This window comes from Alloprevotella sp. (assembly GCF_057240785.1).
Genome location: NZ_DBHHRH010000014.1, coordinates 1 through 22,671, shown reverse-complemented (window position 1 = coordinate 22,671; position 22,671 = coordinate 1). Strand labels below are relative to the sequence as shown.

The window sequence follows — 22,671 nt, the reverse complement described above, 5'->3', positions numbered from 1 at the left end:
GCTATGCTCTACGCGCTTGCACATTTTTTGAGAGACAAAACGCCATGGGTCTGGGGTTTGGTGAACTGGATCAATTCTTTCCTCTTCTCTATAAGATATGGGCAGAAACTCAAGACGGTTGAAAAGTCGCTCCATCAAGAGAGGAATGAAAGCCTAAAAATTGTACGCCTCTCTGATGTTCCAACAGAGGACATGGTTCACTTCTTTCAACAGCAACCCGAAGAAGCTTTCCGATTCTTTAAGCCGCATGGATTTACGGCAGATGCCATTCGTAAGCTTCAGCGCAATAAAGCTTTCTTAGGATATGTTCTCTTAGAAGAAAGCGGACACATTGCCGGATATTGCTTTAATCGTAGTTTCTTCTTTGGTAAAGGGTTTAGAGGTCGAATCGTAGATATAAATTATAGAGGCCAAGGGTTAGGCACTTGCATGAATAAGATTCTCAACGAAGTAGGTTTCGGTATCGGTCTTCGTCTTTTCGAAACAGTTTCTAAAGACAATATTGCATCCTATCGTTCTGCTCTTTCTGCCAGTAATGTTCGCGTTGTAAAAGAACTGGAGGACAACGACCTCTATCTTGAAATTCTTCCTAACTAATAAGTTTTCAATCTCTCCACCAATGATATTAAAATACATCTTTGACCGATTGGTTTCGCTCATTGGTATGATTTGCCTTTGCTGGCTCTATCTTCTCGTGGCCATACTCATCAAAGTGAAAATGCCTGGTCCAGTATTGTTTGTACAGCAGCGAGTGGGACGCAACGGAAAGATATTCCGCTGCCACAAGTTCCGATCAATGAGTGTCTCAAAAACATCGGCCACTGCTTCTAAGAACTCTACCCAAAGCTCTATTGCATCCGAAGAACAAAACCGCATCACACCACTGGGAGAAAAGCTCCGGCGCTACAAGATTGATGAATTGCCCGAACTTTGGGACGTTTTCATTGGCAAGATGAGTTTTGTGGGACCTCGACCAGATGTTCCTGGATACGCAGACCAGCTGACAGGCACCGATCGCGATGTGCTCCAACTTCGACCAGGAATCACAGGCCCTGCATCCCTCAAATATCGCAATGAGGAGGAGCTACTGGCTAATATCGCCGAAAGACTCAAACAAGAAGAAGTCCTCTGTATCAATGGCATTGAAATTCGTTCTGTTCAAGAGTATAACGATCGCATTATCTATCCTGATAAAGTCCGACTCAACTACTACTATTTTCACCACTATAGTTTCATCCAAGACATACGAATGATCATCGCGACCATCTTCGGAAAACAAATCGAGTATGCAGGAGAGAAAATCTGAAAGCTCATTACGCAATATAATCTTATCACATAATCTATCTCCCAATCCAACTATAACAAAAATCAACCATTAAGATATGAATAGAATCTACTTGTGCTTAGCTCACATGAGCGGCAACGAAATGCAGTATATCCAAGAGGCGTTTGACACTAACTGGGTTGTGCCTCTCGGCCCAAACGTGAACGGATTTGAGAAAGACCTCGAAACGTATGTTGGACAGGACAAAAAGGTGGTGGCATTATCTGCAGGAACGGCTGCGGTTCATTTGTCGCTACTTGCCCTTGGAGTGACGGCCGGCGATGAAGTCATCTGCCAGAGTTTCACGTTTTGCGCATCCAGTCACCCTGTCACCTACTTAGGTGCAACGCCCGTGTTCGTCGATTCGGAAAAGGAATCTTGGAATATGGACCCCACACTGCTCGAAACGGCTATCAAAGACCGCATTGCAAAAACGGGACGCAAGCCGAAAGCCATCATCGTGGTCTATCTCTATGGTATGCCAGGCCGCATCGATGAGATTCTGGAAATCGCCCGCCGATACGACATCCCCGTTGTTGAAGATGCTGCCGAAGGCCTGGGCTCTCGTTTCGACGGACAAGTAGTCGGCACTTTTGGAGAATACGGCGTACTCTCCTTCAATGGTAACAAGATGATCACCACCTCAGGGGGAGGCGCGCTGATCTGCCCCACCGAAGAGGCTAAAAACCGCGTGATGTTCTTTGCCACCCAAGCGCGCGAAGCTTACCCCTACTACCAGCACGAAGAAATTGGCTACAACTATCGTATGTCAAACATCTGTGCAGGTATCGGGCGTGGACAGATGACCGTCTTAGAAGACCACATCAACCACCACAAGCACGTGGCTCAGCTCTATGCCGAACTCTTACGCGATGTAGAGGGCATCGACGTACACCTGAATCCTAACAGTCGCTACGACTCAAACTATTGGTTGAGCACCATTACTATCTCTCCCGACCTCCATATCAAAGGAGAAGAAGACGTCTACAAAACAGCCATTGAAGGCGCAGTGGGCGGAGCAGCAGGCGTGGTTCACGCAGGAGGTTCGTTGCACACAGAACTAGAACCGAACCGCAACGTAGAAGCGCTGCGCGTATGGCTTGATAAGGCAGGTATAGAAAGTCGCCCACTTTGGAAACCGATGCACGCACAGCCTTGCTACAAAGATGCACCGCGCTATGTCAATGGCACATCAGATGGGCTCTTCCGCATAGGTATGTGTTTGCCCACCGGACCTTATGTTTCTGACAATGATGTTCGCCGCATTGTAGAATCCATTAAGGAGGCAATTCTTTAAATCCTATAGGAAAGCGAAAGAAAGAGCCTCCATTTCAAATCTTTTCTCCTTTTGCCTACATACTACTCCTTGTAACCTTTATTTCCATGATGCCTATGTCTTTTTTGCATAAATTCTCCACTTGGTATTTCAATAGGAAGGCGCTGCCCTATTGGGCCATTGTCTTGGCCGACAGTCTTATCATTCTCATGGCCTATGCTGTCACCTATCTCATCTTCCGTCCCCAAATCCTACGTTGGGCAGATTTCGGACTCTCTGCAGAACGCCTCCAGCTCTTAGGTTGGATCAGCCTACGCTTCCTCTTCTTCCTTCCACCTTATCTCATCGGTATGCGCATCTTCAAGACGTATGCCGACATATTCCGCTACTCTTCGTTCATCGATCTGCTTCGTGTTATGGGAATGATGAGCATCGGTGGTGTTTTGGCTTGGATGCTCCACTACCCTCTGTTTGTCTCTCTGCAGTTCTACCTCCAAAATGAGCGTTCGTTTGAGGCCAACATTCGCACCCGGGACATTCTTGTTGCCACCATTTCTGCCACCTTCCTACTCTGGTTCACGCGTATGATTGTTAAGTCGCTCTATGAGTTGAGCCTTACGCGAGCTGAAGCTAAAACGGCTTTTATCTATGGCGTGAAAGGTGGCGGTATCAGCATCGCTAAGAGCATCCGCAATATGAAGCCTCAGCAATTTGATCTTCGCGGTTTCATCACCGACGACAAGAGCGAAGCCAAGCATATCCTTATGGGGCAGCGCGTATATTTTCTGGACGATAAGCTGATACCTTTGATGAAAGAGCGCGGCATTCAAGTTTTGCTTGTCTCCCCCTTGTGTAGCAATGCGCTCCGTCAGAACCAGGAATTTCAAGATGCACTCATCGAAGCCGATATCCGCATCCTCATGATGCCCAAGGCCGAAGAATGGAAAGAGGGAGATAAGATTCAACCACTGAAAGAGGTGAAAATCGAAGACCTTCTCCCTCGTAATGAAATCCAAGTGGATATGGACGCCGTCGGCACCATGTTGCGCGGAAAGAGTATTCTCATCACCGGTTCGGCAGGTTCTATCGGTTCAGAAATGGTACGGCAGATAGCTATCTACAATCCTAAGCAAATGATTCTCATCGACCAGGCCGAAACGCCTCAACACGATGTCCGGCTGATGATGAAGAATGAATGGCCTGATATAGAAACCGAAACCATCGTGACAAGTATCTGCCACCGCGATCGCATAGAGCAAATTTTCAAGACGTATCGTCCTGATTATGTCTTCCATGCTGCGGCCTACAAACATGTGCCCATGATGGAAAGCAATCCTTCAGAAGCTGTTCAGAACAACATCGAGGGCACGCGCATCATTGCAGACATGTCCGTGAAATACGGGGTCAAGAAGTTTGTCATGATATCTACGGACAAGGCTGTGAACCCCACAAACGTCATGGGATGCTCCAAACGCATCTGCGAGATTTATGTGCAGAGCCTCAACCGTGCTGAAAAAGATGGCATAGTAGAGGGCCAGACGCAATTCGTAACGACGCGCTTCGGCAACGTACTTGGCTCTAACGGTTCAGTCATTCCTCTCTTCCGTCGCCAAATTCAGGCCGGAGGACCTGTCACAGTGACTCATCCAGACATCATTCGCTTCTTTATGCTCATCCCCGAAGCCTGCAAGTTGGTACTCGAAGCGGGCACACACGGTAAGGGTGGCGAAATCTTCGTCTTCGATATGGGCAAACCGGTACGCATTGCCGACATGGCCAAGCGTATGATCAAACTGAGCGGAGCGCAGGGCGTTGAAATCAAATATACAGGCTTGCGCGATGGCGAGAAACTCTACGAAGAAGTGCTCAATAACGAAGAAGAATCGAAACCCACTTTCCACAAGAAAATCCGTATCGCTGCCGTGCGTGAGTATGACTACAAGGAAGCTCAACAGCAAATTGATGCGCTTGTGGCTGCCAGCCATGAGTTCAACGATATGGAAACGGTGCGCATCATGAAGCAAATCGTACCAGAATACAAGAGTCAGCACTCAAAATATGAAGAGTTGGACAAAGCTACGGAAGTAGCCCCCAACTGATACTGATTCGTTTCTCATCAAGCCTCTTAAAAGCACCTTATTCTCAAGGCTGCCCACTGACAGAATCCTACCGTCAGTGGGCAGCCTTTTTTGCACACTGAAAAACAACCTTCAATCAATCCTCCCACCTATCGGACCAGTCAGACCAGTCGGACTCGTCCGGATAGAACTACCCACTAAGTTACCACCACGATTAACCGCCCTAAAAATTGACAGCGCGTTTTCTCCTGAAAAATAAAGAAAAATCGGTGTCGGTCGAAGAGAGAAGAAAGTCAGCAAAAGAAAACCCTCCTTTTGCCCCTAAAAAACAAGAATCTGCTCAATTTCCTGTAAAAATTGCCTCGTTTTCGCAAAAAACGCAGCATTTGAAGGGAGCAACACACTTCTGCCATTCGTCAGTTTCCTTATTGCATCGGCAGATAGAATAAGGAAGTGAACTGACGCAATAAGGATGTTGGCCAGCATCCTTATTGTATTCACGAAAACAATCATAAAAAGTGTCCTCATAAAAGGCCAACAGAAAGAACTGATACGGAAGCGAAGCTTTCTCAGCCTTTCTCTCACCGATAAAGTAAGAACTATTTTTACAAAAGAATGATTTGCTCTCTGAGATTTCGGAGAAACTTTTCAGCCAAGCTAACATGGAAAGAAGCAAACATGAAAGGGCAACACTTCCCCTTTCATGTCTCTCTACCCACTCGGTTTCAAATCATAAATATTCTTACACAACGCGGTAACGGAAAGCTACAGGCCTATGATTTTCGCTTTCTCTCTGAAAAGTGCATCCATTTCGCCTCTCAAGTGCTTCTATTTGTTTTCATATTACAACACTTTGTAAGATATTTGTCACTATTCCCTATTTTTAAGTAAAATAGCTGTATATTTGCAGGCCTACAATAGGGCAATGTCTATCTCTGCTTTGCCCCTTTGAGGCATAAGATTACAGATTTTTCTCTGTAGCCTCTTGTTTTTCACTTGCATACATCGTTTGCAGGGAGCTAAGAGAATACCTCTTTGCAAACTGTCGAGCCAGAATCGATTAGGTAAAAACGTGTTCTTTCTCGCCTCTATATGGCCCCACAAACTGTATCCCGAAAGCTCTCGGGGTCAGACAGATAACTAAATCCCATGATATTCCTCTATAATTTCTTAGCTTTTTTCTTCAGTGCAGCCATGGCTACGCTGATGATACGAGAAATTCTCCGCATAGCCTACCAGCGAAAACTCTTCGACCTTATTGACGGCCGTAAAGTGCATACCGTGCAAGTGCCACGCTTAGGGGGAGTTGCCTTTACTCCCAGCATCATCATGAGCATCTCGCTCTTGAGTGTCATCGCCTCTATGTTTGGTATCTCACCTTTCTTTGTCGTCGATGGGCGCACCGTTGCCTACTGTCTCTTTGCCATACTGCTCATCTACAGCGAAGGAATAGCCGATGACCTGCTTGGACTCAGCTACCAAGTGAAATTCTTTTTCCAATTCATTTGTGCTATCGCGCTGGTGCTTTCTCGCACTTATTTCACCTCGCTCTACGGCCTTTTGGGCATCTATGAGATTCCACCACTCGTTGGCTATCTCCTGGCGGTGATTTTCATTGTGGGTATCATCAATGCCATTAACCTTATCGATGGCATAGACGGTCTGGCCTCGGGGCTGAGCATGATAGCCCTCACTTTCTTTGGCATCTTTGCTACTCTCTATGGCTACGCTGCTTTCAGTATCATTGCTTTTGCCACGCTCGGCGTAGTTGTTCCGTTTTTCTATTATAACGTCTTCGGACGTGCCGAGACGGAGCACAAGATATTTATGGGCGATTGTGGCAGCCAAACCATTGGTTTGATTCTCGGTATGCTGTCCGTGCGTTTCTGCATGTTGGGACACGCTCCAGAAATTCTCCACTTACCCAATACGCTTATCGTGGTGTTCAGTCTCCTCCTCGTCCCGTGCTTCGACGTTATCCGTGTGATGGTAGGACGTATGCGCCGCGGTAAAAGCCCTTTCCATCCCGACAAAACACATATCCATCATAAGTTTTTAGCCCTGGGGTTCACACATCGCCGTACCATGGTGACGATCCTCCTTATTGCTATGGGCTATGTAGTCCTGACACTCGCGCTGAGCCGTATCCTGAACATCAACATTGTTGTTCTGATCGATATTCTGGTGTGGACTGCTATGCATCTCTACCTGAACCGAGAGCTAAAAAGAAAAGGCCTCACCCCCTTGCCTCACCCCCTTCCCCCTCTCCAAAAGGAGAGGGGAGTGAATACTCCTGTGGAAGACCATCTTGGATGAAACAGGATTGCGTAGACTCTTGTGGATGAGAGTGGAAGACAACCTCACCCCCTTACCCCTCTCCAAAAGGAGAGGGGAGTGAATACTCCTGTGGAAGACCATGTTGGGTGAAACTGGATTGCGTAGACTCTTGTGGATGAGAGTACACGACCTGTGAAAGACGATGTCGGATAAGAACGGAATACTAATACTATGACTATGAGTTATGTACGATTATGAAACGGCAAATCCGGATAGGTATGGGTTACTAAAAGAATTTGCGCGCAAGAATCGCGCAGGGATGACACCGTGCGAAAAGGTGTTGTGGGAAAAACTCAGAAAGCTTTCTTGTGGCATAAAGTTTCGCCGACAACACCCCATAGCCGACTATATTGCCGACTTCATTTGCTTGGAAAGAAAACTCATCATTGAAGTGGACGGAAAATACCACGAAAGCCCCGAACAAAAGGCTCATGATGAAATAAGAACCCACGACCTCGAGACCTATGGATATACAATCCTCCGATTCACAAACGAAGACGTCACCTATCGCCTACAAACGGTCATCAACCACATAAAAGACTACGTCTTGAACAAATAAACTGACACCTAACATAACATAGAAAACCACGTTTACAAAACAGCATGCCCACTAACAACCACATAAAAACAGACACACCCAACAAAAGTATACACTCCCCTCTCCCCTTGGAGAGGGGTAACAGCATGTCACCTAACAACCACCACATAAAAACAGACACATCCAACAAAAGCATACACTCCCCTCTCCCCTTGGAGAGAGGTAACAGCATGTCACCTAACAACCACCACATAAAAACAGACACACCCAACAAAGGTATACACTCCCCTCTCCCCTTGGAGAGGGGTAAGGGGGTGAGGCTCCCCTTCCTCCTCATCACCATCCTCTTCTTCATGTGGGGTTTTGCCCACAGTATGTTGGATGTACTCAATAAGCACTTTCAAGTATCGCTCAATATCTCCATGACGCAAGCAGCACTCGTGCAAAACGCCGTGTATGGAGGATATTTCTTAATGGCCATTCCAGCAGGGAAGATCATCAGCAAATTCGGATATAGAGCCGGCGTCCTTACAGGCCTCGTACTCTTCTCCCTTGGAGCACTACTCTTTGTTCCCAGTAGCTTACTGAGCAGTCCGCTCCTCACATTCTATTTCTTCGTCTTCTCCCTCTTCGTCATCGGCTGTGGCCTTACCTGCCTCGAAACATCGGCCAATCCGTATGCCACAGTATTGGGCGACAAAGAAGGAGCAGAGCGACGCATCAATTTCGCCCAATCGTTCAACGGATTAGGGTGGATTCTCGGTCCGCTGATTGGCCTATTCCTCTTCCGCGAAGGGGCAGAAAACAACGACGTTGTCATCCCCTATGCCGTCATCGGTGTGATAGTCCTCATCATGGCAGCAGTGTTCAGTAGAGTCCCCCTACCAGAAGTAGAAACAGAGAACGACGCCACGGAAGAAGACCCCCAGAAAGTTCGCTCCCTCTGGCAACACCGTAATTTTAAGTTCGGCATCCTCGTGCTAATGCTCTATGTGGCCGCACAAACGGGAGTCAACAGTTTCTTTATCAACTACACCACTGCCCCCGCGGTAGGCATCTCCACGACCACAGCCACCCTGCTCCTCGCCTTTGGCTGCATGGGGCTCTTCATGGTGGGCCGCCTCTGCGGCAGTTGGCTCATGAGTCGCATCCGCGCCGAACGTATCTTGACCTTCTGCGCCTTAGGTGCCACCCTCGCCACGTTCGGCATCCTACTCACGGGCGGCATGATAGGCACAGTTGCTCTCTTCTTTGTCTATTTATTTGAGAGCATCATGTTCCCCACCATCTTCGCCCTCTCTATCCGAGGATTGGGCAGCAAGCAGACAAAGCAAGCCAGCAGCTATCTCATCATGAGCATCGTGGGCGGTGCAGTAGCCCCCACTATCATGGCCTTCATCGGCGAGCATTCCGGTCTGGCTCAAGCTTTCATCGTCCCCCTCATCTGCTACATCGCCATCCTGCTGTATGGCATGAAATATAAAACACTGAAATAAGTAACAACACATAATGCAAGCCATTATCCTTGCGGCTGGTATGGGCCGCCGTCTGGGGGAATATACCCGAGACAACACCAAATGTATGTTACCCGTCAATGGGGTGCGCCTCATCGACCGCGTACTCGGTCAGCTCTCACAATTGGGACTGAGCCGCGTTGTCATTGTTGTGGGCTACAAAGGGCAGAACCTCATCGACTACATAGGCCATCGCTACGACGACCGTCTCAAGATTGAATATGTCAACAACCCTGTCTATGACAAGACCAACAATATCTATTCGCTCTCACTTGCCAAAGATAAATTGCAGGAGGACGACACGCTACTCATCGAATCGGACTTGATTTTCGACGATAGCCTCTTCCGCATGATTCTGGATAATCCCTACCCCAACCTCGCCCTTGTGGATAAATACGAGACTTGGATGGACGGGACGATGGTTCGCATTGACGAGGACAACAATATCGTCAATTTCATTCCTAAAAAGGCGTTCAAATATAAAGATGTAGATAGCTACTACAAAACGGTCAATATCTACAAATTCTCCCGTGAGTTCTCGCAAAACAAGTATGTCCCCTTCCTCGAAGCCTATAGTAAGGCTTTGGGCAACAATGAATACTACGAGCAGGTGTTGCGCGTTATCACCTTGATTGATAATGCCGAACTAAAAGCACTCCCTATCACAAACGGGGCTAAATGGTACGAAATCGACGACGTACAGGATTTGGATATTGCCGAAACATTGTTTGCCGACAAAGACGAGTTTATGTACCGCTACAATATGCGGTTTGGTGGGCACTGGCGTTTCCCAAAACTCTTAGACTTCTGCTATCTTGTCAATCCCTATTTCCCGACGGCGCACATGAAGGACGAGTTGCGCGCTAACTTCGACATTCTGCTTTCGGAATACCCCAGCGGAATGTATGTCAATAGCCTCATTGCGGCCAAATACTTTGACATCCGACAGAAATACACCGTGGTAGGAAATGGTGCGGCCGAACTTATCAAGAGTTTGATGGAACGCGTGGAAGGCCGCATCGGTGTGGTCTATCCCACCTTCCAGGAATATCCCAACCGCAAGGAGCAAACGGAGATTATAGGCTTCACGCCCGATAATGCTGATCTCAGCTATACGGCCGATGATCTCATCCGCTTCTATGCCGATAAGCAGCTGTCAACGCTCCTACTTATCAACCCCGATAACCCCAGCGGCAATTTCATCCCTATAGTTGATGTGCTGCGCCTGGCCACTTGGTGTAAGGAACGTAGTATCTTCTTCGTGGTCGATGAAAGCTTCGTGGATTTCAGCGAGGACTTCCGCAACAATAGTTTGCTCCACAACGAAATTCTCCAGGCCTATCCCAACTTGGCCGTAATGAAGAGCATCAGCAAGAGCTATGGCGTTCCAGGTCTGCGCCTTGGAATTTTGGCCAGCAGCGATGAAGAGCTCATCAACTGGATGAAGCACGATGTGAGCATTTGGAATATCAATAGTTTTGCGGAATTCTACATGCAAATCTTCGGTAAATATCAGAAGGATTACGACCGCGCGTGCCAGAAGTTCATAGCCGAACGCAAACGCTTCATGGCGCGCCTCACGGACATTCCTTTCCTCCGCGTCATCCCGAGTCAGGCCAACTATTTCCTCTGCCAGATTACTGAAAAATACACCAGCGAGGAACTCACACGCCGCTTGCTCATGGATTTCAATATCCTTATCAAGGACTGCGACAATAAGGACGGACTGAAAAACAAAAACTATGTGCGCATCGCTGTGCGCGACCAAAAGGACAACGACACGCTTGTCGAAGCACTCAAAACACTGTAAGGAATGAATATCTGCATCTGCGGTGGAGGAAACCTCGGCCATGTTGTCCTCGGCGTCTTAGCTGCACAACCTCAGAACCGCGTCAGCCTACTAACAAACCATCCGCAGCGATGGGCAGATACTGTGACGGTGACCGATCCTAACGGAAAGCAGTATGTTGGGAAAATTGCGCAGATCACCAATCGGGCAGAAGATGTTATACCTCATAGTGACATCGTTCTGCTCTGCCTCCCAGGTTTCGCCATTCGCGAGGAACTGGAGAAAGTTCGCCCCTATCTGTCGGCCACTACCGCAGTGGGGAGCATCGTTTCCAGTACAGGATTTTTCTTTGAAGCTCAACGCCTGTTGCCCAAAGAGCAACCACTGTTTGGCTTTCAGCGCGTTCCGTTCATCTCCCGCACCACCGAATATGGTAGAAGTGCCGAACTGAAAGGCTACAAGCCGTTGCTCAACCTTGCCGTAGAGCAAACGGCCGACAAAGAGGCTTTGCGCCTCACTATCGAGCAACTTTTCCACACTCCCACGGAGTTGTTGCAAAGCCACTATGAGGCAAGCCTTACCAACAGCAACCCCTTGCTCCATCCCTCCCGCCTTTATACGCTTTGGAAGGACTGGCACGAAGGTATTGTTTACGATAAGAATCCCTATTTCTACGCCGATTGGACACAGGAAGCAGCACAATTATATATAGACATGGATGCGGAGTTTCAAACATTACTCCGCACACTTCCCGTGCGCTCCGAAGCCATTCCCGATGTACTCACCTACTACGAAAGCCACGATGCAGCATCGCTGGCACACAAGCTCCGCACCATCCCCGCCTTTCAAGGCATCCTTTCCCCTATGAAAGAAGTGGAAGGAGGTTTCCTCCCCGACTTCCACAGCCGCTACTTCACCGAGGATTTCCCTTTCGGTATGCGCTTCATCATTGAGCTGGCTCAAGAAAAGGGAGTTCAGATTCCAAAGATCAAGGAAGTGTATGAATGGGGAAAGGGGAAATTAAACAATAAACAAACAAGACATGGAAGAAGTAGTTGACATTCCTTTCGAACAATACACGTTCAAAGCAATGATTGGCTACGACGACTACCTAACCTCCACTTATGGAGATTATATGCAGCTTCCGCCTAAAGAAAAACAAGTGAGCCACCACGTCCTTGAGGCGTATTGGAAAAAGAAAGCCACTTACATTATCAACAAGAAATTTAATTATATGAAAACAATAATGCTCGTTTTCGGGACTCGTCCCGAAGCCATCAAGATGGCACCACTCGTAAAGGAGTTTCAAAAACACCCGGACACGTTCAACACTATCGTTTGCGTAACAGGTCAGCATAGAGAAATGCTAGATCAAGTGCTTTCCATCTTCGACATCAAGCCTAACTACGATCTCAACATTATGAAACAGGGACAGGATCTCTATGATATCACAGCACGTGTGCTCGTCGGGATGAGAGATATTCTCAGAGAGGTTCAGCCAAATGTGGTACTCGTACATGGAGATACCACAACCAGCACCGCGGCAGCTCTGGCAGCGTTCTATCAGCAAATCCCAGTGGGGCATGTTGAAGCAGGACTCCGAACACATAACATATACAATCCGTGGCCAGAAGAGATGAACAGACAAATTACAGGAAGAATCGCCACCTATAATTTTGCTCCAACTCCGCTCAGCAGAGAGAATCTCCTCAAAGAAAATGTTGCTGAAGAAAATATAACTGTTACAGGTAACACTGTCATAGATGCTCTCTACTGGGTCGTTGATAAAATCAAAAACGACAAAAAACTGGATGCGCAACTTGAGCAAATTCTTAACAAGGCAGGATACGATATTAAACGCCTCAACAAGGGGAAACGCCTCGTTCTAATCACAGGACATCGCCGAGAAAACTTCGGGAATGGATTCATCAATATGTGCCGAGCTATACAAACCCTCAATAAAAAATATCCAGACGTTGACTTTGTATACCCCATGCATCTCAATCCGAACGTGCGTAAACCCATCCACGAAGTTTTCGGAGAAGACCTTAACGACCTGGGAAATATGTTCTTCATCGAACCGCTTGAATACCTCAGTTTTGTTTACTTGATGGAAAAATCAAACATTGTTCTTACAGATAGTGGAGGCATACAAGAAGAAGCTCCAGGATTAGGTAAGCCTGTACTCGTGATGCGCGACACCACCGAGCGCCCAGAAGCTCTCAGTGCTGGAACGGTAAAACTAGTTGGGACAGATTATGATAAAATTGTGAACGAAGTAAGTCAGCTCATCGACAACTCCAACATTTACGAACAAATGAGCAAAGCCGTAAATCCTTATGGGGATGGAAAAGCTTGTGCGAGAATTATAGAGAAATTCAAAACAGAATAATTTAAAATTATTAAAAATTTGACAGGCTCCTGTACTAATAATCCTATAACTTTGCAAGTATTGATTTCTATCTACAATAAATCATTTCAAACCTGTAAATAATTATATCCTACTTTTATAGATCTATCAGTATTTTACAAAGTTTATATACCAAAGTAAAAGAAAGCCTATTCTTAAAGGAATCATAAATACTACGACAATCATAGTCTTTTCTATGAGACGAAAGCTCTAAGGTATATGTATGACTAGAGAAAAAAAACATCTTTACAGAAGAATCAAAACAAAGATAGAAACTTCTGAAATAGCAACACGTATGGCCCATGGAGCCTTTTGGTCATTCTCTGGAACAGCTTTGGCAAAGCTTGTAATACTTCTTGCAGGTATTGCTTGCGCACATGTCCTTGGTCAAAAAGAATATGGTGAATTTAACATGGTACGCTCCACGATAAATCTCTTTATTATTTTTGGTGCTGCAGGTCTCGGATTGACTGCTACAAAATATATTGCTCAGTTCAAAAAAAGTGATCAAGAACATGTTAGTTCAATTTATATACTTACAAATTTTTTCGCTTTCGGTACAGGATGCTTAGTAACCGCAGCTATTTTCTTTTTATCCCCAACACTTGCAAATCGCACACTAAATGCACCAGAACTTACTTCTACAATCCAATTAGGAGCGCTTCTGCTATTTTTAGCAGTTATCGACTCAGCTCAACAAGGAACTTTAGCAGGCTTTGAAGATTTCAAATCTATAGCTATAAATACGCTTATCGGAAGCTTTTCTGAAGCTGCTTGTATGCTTATCGGAGGCTATTTCTACGGAGTAAATGGAGCAATATTAGGCTATGGTTGTGGATTTATCGCTCTATATCTAACTAATAATATAGCGATTAGACGCAACTTACATACACTCCAGATAAAGCCACATATTTCACAGCTAAGAAAAGAAGACTTAAAGCTATTGTATACTTTTAGTCTACCTGCAGCATTATCTTCCATAATGATAGCTCCAACATATTGGATTATACGTACTATGCTTGTTCGAAATACGTCTTTTTCGGAACTGGCTATATACGAAGCTGCAGATCAATGGAAAACTATAATTTTATTCATTCCAACGGCAGTTAGTCAGATTGTTCTTCCTATACTCTCAAGTATTGTAAACGAAGACCAAAAGAAATATAAAAAGATCCTTTATTATAACATCTCATTAAATGCAATAATTGCAACAATCCTGTCTCTCATCATTTGCGTTGGTAGCAATTTTATACTGAGTATATATGGTAAAGGTTTCACAAATCATTGGACGTTAATATTCTTAGCAATATCAACAATATTCACCTCTATTTCTTCAGTAGTAGGCTTATCTATCTCCAGTCGCTCTAAGATGTGGACAGGGTTCTCTTTCAATATCTTATGGGGCATCCTAGTCATTTTATTTAGCCATCTTTTTTTACAAAATGGGCTCGCATCTACAGGAATTTCCCTTGCAATCTTATGCTCATATATAATTCATGCGATACTGCAAATTATATATCTCAGACATATTATAAAATAATAAACAAAATCTTTAAATAATGATTAATGTAATTGGATTAGGCTATATAGGTCTTCCTACAGCCCTTATGATGGCCTCGCATGGTGTCGAAGTTGTCGGAACTGACTATAATAAAGTACTTGTGGACACCCTCAATCACGGCAAAACAACATTCAAAGAAAGAGGCCTTGATGAACTTTTCAATGCTGCTGTCAAAGCTGGTATCAGTTTCACCCATGAGTATCAACACACTGATATGTACATTGTATCAGTACCTACCCCTTACGATAATTTCTCAAAAAAAATCGATGTACGCTATATTGTTGCAGCTGTAAAAGACGTTATGAAGGTTTGCCCAAAGGGGGCAACAATTGTAATAGAATCCACTGTTAGCCCTGGAACTATAGACAAATTCATACGCCCCATCATTGAAGAAAACGGACTCAAGATAGGGGAAGATATAAATTTAGTTCATGCTCCCGAGCGTATTATTCCTGGCAACATGGTTTACGAACTTTTACACAATAATCGCACCATCGGAGCCGATGATCTAGAAATTGGAGAGAAAGTAAAAAGTTATTACTCTTCTTTCTGTCAAGGAGATATTGTAGTTACAGACATTCGTACTGCAGAAATGACAAAAGTTGTAGAAAATACATTTAGAGCTGTCAATATTGCTTTTGCAAATGAATTAAGCCGCATCTGCCGTCATGATAATATGGACGTGTATGAGATTATTAAAATCTGCAATATGCACCCACGTGTCAATATTCTCAACCCTGGTCCTGGAGTTGGAGGGCATTGCATAAGTGTGGACCCATGGTTTTTAGTCGGCGATTATCCTCAATTGGCAAAAGTGATTGACGAATCGATGAGAACAAACGATAGTCAACCAACTTTTGTTTTAGAACGTATTTATGAGATCATGAAGAATAACGGAATCTCAGATAACCGACGAGTAGGCTTATATGGTTTGACTTACAAGGAGAATGTGGATGATATACGTGAGAGCCCTACACTCCAACTAATTAATATACAAGAGCGTCATCTGGCATCCCCTTTGAAGAGCTATGACCCTTTCGTTACAGAAGACATTGTACCCAATCAATTTCACAATCTTGATAATTTCTTAAACGATGTTGACATGGTTGTCATCATGGTTAAACACGATGAGATCAGAAATAACATAAATAAATTAAAGGGTAAGATTATTCTCGACTGTCAAAATATCATTGACTTACCTGGGGTTTATCACATCTAATAATTCTATTTCTATTAAATTTAGATTTCTAAGTCCTTACAGTTTTAGAAATCTAAATTTCCTACTTTAATTGTATTCCCCCTAACAAAACACACTTTTAGAATAGAAAAGGATATTTTTATAATTACATTAATGAAAGCTTTCATCATTTATAAACATTTACTAGACTTAGATGGGAACAATTTCGTAATAGGAGGAATTGAAACCTATTTAGAAAATTTAGCACAGGTGATTATTAAGTTAGGAATCTCTCCTGTAATCGTTCAATGCGCTAACAAAGATTTTTCAAAAAAGGTCGAAGAGATTCAATTTTATGGATTCAAGCATTCTATCAATAAAGAGTTCCATAAATTTCTGTATAAAAAGATAAAGAATAAAATAAAGGAGGAAGATATACTGATCTGGGGTACAGATACTTTCTCTATTAAGACAGATCATAAAAGATCTATTTCTATACAACATGGGATAGATTTTGATTATTACCCACTAGAAGATAAATTAAGATATAAAGCCTATAAATTGGGTCTAGGCCATTTCTTTAAATTTTTACAACGGCGAAGAGCTCGTAACGTCTTTACAAAAGCAAAGTATCACGTTTGTGTCGATTACAATTTTTGGAATTGGTACAGAACTTTTTGTCTTCCTGATGAAGAAGATAAAATTTTTGTTATACCTAATTTTTCTCACTTACACAAAAAAAGCCCCTTCCCAAAGCCAGCAAACAAGCCAATAGAAGTTCTATTTGCTAGAAGATTTGTTAGAAGAAGGGGAATAGAAATATTTATGGACGTAGTGCAACATTTCAAGAATACTGATTCACTACACTTCACTTTTGCAGGTGATGGTCCATACTTAGATCAAGTAGAAAAAATAGCAGAAAACAATAAAAATGTAAAAATAACCAAATACAAACAAGCAGAATCTTTAGCTTTCCATAGCTGTTTTGATATCGCCATCATTCCTACTATAGGATCTGAAGGTACATCTTTCTCCTTGTTAGAGGCTATGTCGACAGGAAATGTTTGCATCTGTACTTGTGTTGGTGGCATGACAAATATCATTCTTGATAATTTTAATGGATATTTTGTTCGCCCCAATTCATCTAAAGACATCATTGATAAAATTTCTTTTTTAATAAATAATCCAGAAAAAATGGAATACTTATCTCAAAATGCACAAAAGACTATTGAATCTTCTTTTTCATTTGACATCTGGGAACAACGCTGGATTAACGTATTAAAAGAAATTACAGAGGAATGATTTTCTATATTCTAATTCTTTTTGTTCTTCTTTCATTAAAGAATAAATACATACTCCCTATATTCGTTATACTTGTTGGTGGAGTCTGCGCTCTCAGATATAACATTGGATATGATTATTCAAATTATTTAACTATAATTTTAGGAAACAACACATACGATGCAGAATTTGACAGATTTGAGCCGTTAAGCAGATTTCTTATTTTATTATCAAGAAAACTACATTTTTCACAATTTTTCTTTATCACTACATCATTCGTAACAATTGGTTCTATCGCTTTCTTCATAAAAAGCGAATCACTGAACAAAAAAATATCCATATTGATCTTTATGAGTCTCCCCTTATTTTTTTGGGCCTCATTATCAATTATCCGACAAATGTGTGCCGTATCCTTAGGTACAATCTACTTTATATACTTATTTCAAAATAAATATATCAAAGCCTCTATCCCTTTAATACTAGCCATATTATTTCATTCCTCAGCATGGATTCTTTTACTTGCAATCATCATAAAACGAATTCATCTAAATAATAAAAAGATCGTATTCTTTTATATTTTATCTTTTTTCCTATACATTTTAATTCCTTTATTCTTGAGAATAAATACTGGAGTTTCATTCATTGAAAGAGCTCAATTTTTTATGATGAGTACCGAAGAATTAAAAGGATATAAAGGATTGTTTTACCTAGTAAATTTCATTTTTATTTTTCTCTTGTTTATATTAAAGAAACACTTAAATAATGAAGATGAAAACAAAGAGAAATTAGCATACTATTTTAAACTATTCGTAACTGGTACGATTATTTATAATATTTTTAGTCCCTTTGCTACACTCGGTGGTAGACTTTCAACCTTTTATCTGATAACACTCATTATTATCCTTCCTAATATTATTGAACTCTCCAATAATAAGATAGTTAAATACTTAACTTACACATTCTCTTGCATTATATTTGTATACACAATATGGCTAGCTTCGTCGTCATACCAAAATGGATTAACTGCAAAGGATCCTTATTGCCCATATCGCACATTTTTATCAAATCAAAAGGAATACTATAATGCCTGGTAAAAAAATTGAAATATCAGTAATTATACCTACTTATAAACCTAAAGATTATATTTTTACTTGCCTAGAATCACTTTCTAGACAAACATTGTCTTCAAAAAAAATTGAAATAATTATAGTTCTAAATGGCTGTTATGAGCCTTTTTATACTAAAATCAATAATTTTATAGAGGCACATAAAGATTCTAATTTTATCTTATTACATACAGAAACACCAGGTGTTTCAAATGCAAGAAATATTGCACTAAAACGTGCCAAAGGGCGTTTCATCACTTTCATTGATGACGATGACTATATTTCAGACTGTTACTTACAAGAACTATTAGAAATCAGTGATAATGAAACTATAGGGTTATGTCGTCCTATTGCCTTTTATGATGGTGAAAACAAAGAACTTTCATATCGTATAACAAAAGTCTTTGACAAATATGCAGATGGAAAGAAACATAATTTTCAAATCGCAAGAAAATTTTTTTCTGGCCCATGTATGAAACTCATCGCAAAAGATATCATCCAAGATAGGCAATTTAATACAACGTTCAAAAATGGAGAAGATAGCCTTTTCATGTTTGAAATTTCAGATAAATTTAGATTCATAAAATTTTCTTCCCCTAATGCTATATACTACAGACGTTATAGAACCAATAGTGCATCAACCAAAAAACGTTCTTATAAAAAACGTATCTTTAATGCTTCCAGACTCATTCTTGCAGAATCTAAACTTTACTTCACTTCGTTTAAAACTTATAGTACTAAGTTTTATTTCACCAGAATTTTAGGTGCAATAAAAGCCATTTTTTTAGGGTAAAAAACTATGAGAATACTCTTTCTTACTGACAACTTCCCTCCAGAAGTCAATGCCCCTGCCACCCGTACTTTTGAGCATTGCCAAGAATGGGTTAAAGCAGGAGCTGAGGTAACCATAATCACAGGTGAGCCTAATTTCCCACAAGGAAAAGTTTACGCTGGTTACAAGAATCATTTCTATAAAAAAGAAACTATTGATGGTATAAAAGTAATTCGAGTGTGGACTTATATAGTTCCAAATAAAGGAATACTTAAGCGCACACTTGATTTTATCAGTTTCTCCATTACTTCTTTCTTTGCAGGGCTTTTTCAGAAGGCAGATATAATAATTGCCACGTCTCCTCAATTTTTCACAGCATTAAGTGCTCGAACTTTACACTTTTGGAAACACACTCCTTGGATCATGGAAGTACGAGATTTATGGCCCGAAAGCATTAAGACTGTTGGTGCCATTAAACAAGGGAAAATTATTCGCTATTGGGAATGGCAAGAAGAAAGATGCTACAACTCAGCTAAGAAAATTGTAGTAGTCACTGATACTTTCAAAAAGAAACTAATTGAAAGAGGAATTCCAGAAAACAAAATAGAAGTAATCAAAAACGGTGTCAATATAGAGCTTTTCAAACCAATAAGAAAAGACCAAGAATTGTTAGACAAACTTGGATTAAGAGACAAAAAGATTATCGGATATATCGGTACACATGGTATGGCACATAAACTTGATTTTATACTAAGATGTGCCAAAGACATGGAAAGCCAAAACGACTTCCACTTTCTTTTCTTAGGTGATGGTGGAAAAAAAGAAGATTTACTGAAACTCAAAGAGAAACTGAAATGTACAAATGTAACAATGTTACCTCTAGTTTCCAAGAAAGAAGTAAAGCGCTATATTTCTATACTTGATATCTGTTTGATAAATCTGCGCAAAGACCCACTCTTCACTACCGTTATCCCATCTAAGATTTTTGAAAATGCCGCAATGGCTATCCCCATCCTGATGGGAGTGGAAGGCGAAGCACAAGAAATCGTTGAATCCTATGGAGCTGGCCTCTGCTTTGAACCAGAAAACGAAGATGATTTTAAAAAAAAATTATCCCAATTAATAGTTCCGAACACTTATAAACAATGCCAAGCAGGCTGTCTTAAACTTGCAGCTGACTTCAATCGAAAAAAATTAGCACACCGTATGCTGAAAATTATTGAGAATACAGTGGAAAAATAGAAAGAACTAAGCTGATTCTTTTATTATATTAGCAACATATACAATTTTCTCAAATCGTCTGTAATTTTAATCTCCTTATAAAAATGGTAAAGCGTGATAACACAATAGACATTACAAAAGCTATAGGCATTCTACTAATGCTTATAGGCCATTGCGTTAGTCTCGGTTATCTTGGCAGATTCATTTTCAGTTTTCATATGCCACTGTTCTTTATTTTATCGGGATTCTTCTACAAAAAAGAGCACCTCGAAAACATCATAAAAAAGGGCACTTCAAAACTGATAACACCTTTCCTTATAACATCGCTAACATGTGTTATATTAGTCTCTTTTATAAACTATAGACACGCTTTTGAGGGACTAATTGGTACATTTACGTTTTGTGGAGGCTTTCCTAATGAAATAATACACCTTGATTCTCGTATTGGACCTATTTGGTTTCTTGTAGCCCTATTTTGGTGTAAAATATTTTGGTATTTCATCCAAAAGTCAAGTTATAAATTTATAATTTGCCTTATACTATCAACTATCTCATTTATTATAGGCAAATACTTTATCAGCCCTCCTTTCGGGATTTTACAAGGCGCATGCGCCTTGATTTTCTATGCGATAGGATATTACTGGAAACTTTTAAATATACATCTCAGCAAGATACAATACTCTTTTGGTATAATCGTATGGATATTATGCATCATATTTGCGAGATTCGATTTTGTAGCATATGATTGTACCTTATATCCTATATCAATGTTTGCAGCATTTATAGGTACTTATTCAATGTATCTCATTGCCTCAAAGACCCCTAAAAATCTTAAACCGATAATGATTTGGTTAGGGCAGAATACTATGCTAATTTTATGCTACCATACAATAATATTTTTACTGTTAAGAGAAGTCCAAGTCCATCCATTAGTTGGTATATTTGCTAAATTCTTTTTGAGCATTCTACTTCCTTATTTACATATCTTAATTAAAGATTTTATTACAAATAAAAAAATAACTAACACAACTGCTTCATGAACCCTTTCTTCAAACTGCTAAGAGTGTCGTTGGGACACAAAGTGGCTTTCAAAAATCAAATCAGTCCGGACGAGTGGAAAAGAATTTACGACACGGCCCGACTCCATGCTGTGGCAGGATTGCTCTATGTGGGCATTCAGCGACTGCCCAAAGAGTTGCAACCACCTACGGAACTGATGATGGAATGGTTTGTATTGGCGAAGAAAATAGAACAGAAAAACAAATTTCTCAACCTGCGCGCTGCGGAACTCACCGAGAAGTTTCGGCAGGATGGTTTTCGCTCCTGCATCTTGAAGGGACAAGGCGTGGCCCGTCTCTATCCCAATCCCTACTGCCGTCAATCGGGCGACATCGACATCTGGGTGGAAGGCGGACGGAAAAAGGTGTACCGCTATTTGAAAGAACAAATCGGCCAACCGCTGGAGATGGAATTCCACCATGCTCAATATCCAATTTTCGATGATGCGGAAGTGGAGGTACACTTCATTCCGGCCAATCCACAATGGCCTTACTCTTTCTGGCAAGTCAATCGTTTCACAAAGTCTCTGGAAGAAGAGCAATTCTCCCACCGTGTCGAATTGCCCGAAGGTGTGGGAGAAATTGGAGTTCCAACGGCTGAGTTCGACCGCATCTACTCTCTGGCGCATATCTACAAACACTTCTTCAGCGAGGGCATCGGCTTGCGACAAATTGTGGACTATTACTACATCCTGCGCCAAGGCTTCACGGAGGAGGAAAGACAAGAAACGGTGAAATGGCTCAAGCGCATCCGTATGTACAAGTTTGCCCGCGCCATGATGTTCGTACAGCATTGCGTTCTCGGACTGGAAGAGCAATATCTGCTCTGCGAACCAGACGCCAAAGAAGGCAACTTTCTGATGCAAACCATTATGCAGGGTGGCAACTTCTCCCGTGGCGGGCGGGGCAAAAAGGCAGGCGAAACAAAATGGGGGCATCTCTTCCGCACTATGAACGATAACAAGCACCTGCTTCTCCATTATCCGCGCGGCGTCATCGGTTATCCCATCTACTGTCTCTGGCATTTCGTTTGGCGCGTTAGTCACGGCTACAAATAAAGCCTCCCTAACATCGCCCATTAGCATATCGGCACGCATCTCCCAAAAAGATGCGTGCCGATTCTTTTTATCCCGCGCTTGCTGTGTCCCATCTGTCAATCAGCATAGCCTATATTACCCAAATTCGGTTTAAGAAACGCTCCTTCATGAGTTTCTTAAACCGCACACGCA

General features: G+C 42.3%; 19 protein-coding genes. All 19 read left to right on the top strand.

The window, feature by feature from the left end; genetic code table 11:
• Positions 1–3 precede the first annotated feature (3 nt).
• The 19 genes from ACO4R2_RS03385 to ACO4R2_RS03295 all read left to right on the top strand — a co-directional run bounded on the left by ACO4R2_RS03385 (position 4) and on the right by ACO4R2_RS03295 (position 22,500).
• Positions 4–597, top strand: coding sequence for a GNAT family N-acetyltransferase (locus ACO4R2_RS03385; protein WP_484769169.1), 594 nt, complete (start codon positions 4–6; stop codon positions 595–597).
• A 22-nt stretch (positions 598–619) separates the two neighbouring features.
• The gene (locus ACO4R2_RS03380) at positions 620–1,306 is read left to right on the top strand and encodes a sugar transferase (protein WP_484769168.1); all 687 of its coding nucleotides are present in this window, start codon (positions 620–622) and stop codon (positions 1,304–1,306) included.
• Between the two features lie 76 nt (positions 1,307–1,382).
• Entirely contained in the window at positions 1,383–2,621 is a 1,239-nt protein-coding gene (locus ACO4R2_RS03375; RefSeq protein ID WP_484769167.1) for a DegT/DnrJ/EryC1/StrS family aminotransferase, read from the top strand.
• A 95-nt stretch (positions 2,622–2,716) separates the two neighbouring features.
• A complete protein-coding gene (locus ACO4R2_RS03370; RefSeq protein ID WP_484769166.1) occupies positions 2,717–4,699 on the top strand; it encodes a polysaccharide biosynthesis protein in 1,983 nt (660 codons plus the stop codon).
• A 209-nt stretch (positions 4,700–4,908) separates the two neighbouring features.
• Positions 4,909–5,127: a hypothetical protein gene (locus tag ACO4R2_RS03365; RefSeq protein WP_484769165.1), complete on the top strand. Its 219-nt coding sequence runs from the start codon at positions 4,909–4,911 to the stop codon at positions 5,125–5,127.
• A 700-nt stretch (positions 5,128–5,827) separates the two neighbouring features.
• On the top strand, positions 5,828–6,994 hold the full coding sequence (locus ACO4R2_RS03360) for an MraY family glycosyltransferase (RefSeq protein ID WP_484769164.1): 1,167 nt from the start codon (positions 5,828–5,830) through the stop codon (positions 6,992–6,994).
• Positions 6,995–7,199: 205 nt separating this feature from the next.
• Positions 7,200–7,574, top strand: a complete 375-nt coding sequence (locus ACO4R2_RS03355) for an endonuclease domain-containing protein (RefSeq protein ID WP_484769163.1) — start codon at positions 7,200–7,202, stop codon at positions 7,572–7,574.
• Positions 7,575–7,783: 209 nt separating this feature from the next.
• Entirely contained in the window at positions 7,784–9,049 is a 1,266-nt protein-coding gene (locus tag ACO4R2_RS03350; protein WP_484769162.1) for a sugar MFS transporter, read from the top strand.
• Positions 9,050–9,062: 13 nt separating this feature from the next.
• Positions 9,063–10,877: an aminotransferase class I/II-fold pyridoxal phosphate-dependent enzyme gene (locus ACO4R2_RS03345; RefSeq protein ID WP_484769161.1), complete on the top strand. Its 1,815-nt coding sequence runs from the start codon at positions 9,063–9,065 to the stop codon at positions 10,875–10,877.
• Positions 10,878–10,880: 3 nt separating this feature from the next.
• On the top strand, positions 10,881–11,915 hold the full coding sequence (locus ACO4R2_RS03340; protein WP_484769160.1) for an NAD/NADP octopine/nopaline dehydrogenase family protein: 1,035 nt from the start codon (positions 10,881–10,883) through the stop codon (positions 11,913–11,915).
• Positions 11,916–12,090: 175 nt separating this feature from the next.
• On the top strand, positions 12,091–13,248 hold the full coding sequence (wecB, locus tag ACO4R2_RS03335) for a non-hydrolyzing UDP-N-acetylglucosamine 2-epimerase (protein WP_484769224.1): 1,158 nt from the start codon (positions 12,091–12,093) through the stop codon (positions 13,246–13,248).
• 241 nt (positions 13,249–13,489) lie between these two features.
• Positions 13,490–14,806, top strand: a complete 1,317-nt coding sequence (locus ACO4R2_RS03330) for an oligosaccharide flippase family protein (RefSeq protein ID WP_484769159.1) — start codon at positions 13,490–13,492, stop codon at positions 14,804–14,806.
• A 19-nt stretch (positions 14,807–14,825) separates the two neighbouring features.
• Entirely contained in the window at positions 14,826–16,046 is a 1,221-nt protein-coding gene (locus ACO4R2_RS03325; protein ID WP_484769158.1) for a nucleotide sugar dehydrogenase, read from the top strand.
• Positions 16,047–16,178: 132 nt separating this feature from the next.
• On the top strand, positions 16,179–17,306 hold the full coding sequence (locus tag ACO4R2_RS03320) for a glycosyltransferase family 4 protein (RefSeq protein WP_484769157.1): 1,128 nt from the start codon (positions 16,179–16,181) through the stop codon (positions 17,304–17,306).
• Positions 17,303–18,379, top strand: coding sequence for an EpsG family protein (locus ACO4R2_RS03315; protein ID WP_484769156.1), 1,077 nt, complete (start codon positions 17,303–17,305; stop codon positions 18,377–18,379). The genes ACO4R2_RS03320 and ACO4R2_RS03315 overlap by 4 nt, the downstream gene beginning before the upstream one ends.
• Entirely contained in the window at positions 18,369–19,184 is an 816-nt protein-coding gene (locus tag ACO4R2_RS03310; protein ID WP_484769155.1) for a glycosyltransferase family 2 protein, read from the top strand. Before ACO4R2_RS03315 ends, ACO4R2_RS03310 begins: the two co-directional genes overlap by 11 nt.
• Positions 19,185–19,190: 6 nt before the next feature.
• Entirely contained in the window at positions 19,191–20,405 is a 1,215-nt protein-coding gene (locus ACO4R2_RS03305; protein ID WP_484769154.1) for a glycosyltransferase family 4 protein, read from the top strand.
• Between the two features lie 83 nt (positions 20,406–20,488).
• Positions 20,489–21,424, top strand: a complete 936-nt coding sequence (locus ACO4R2_RS03300; protein WP_484769153.1) for an acyltransferase family protein — start codon at positions 20,489–20,491, stop codon at positions 21,422–21,424.
• Positions 21,421–22,500 carry a nucleotidyltransferase domain-containing protein gene (locus ACO4R2_RS03295; RefSeq protein ID WP_484769152.1) on the top strand — a complete coding sequence of 360 codons (1,080 nt, stop codon included), beginning with the start codon at positions 21,421–21,423 and terminating at the stop codon, positions 22,498–22,500. Before ACO4R2_RS03300 ends, ACO4R2_RS03295 begins: the two co-directional genes overlap by 4 nt.
• The last annotated feature ends 171 nt before the right edge of the window (positions 22,501–22,671 follow it).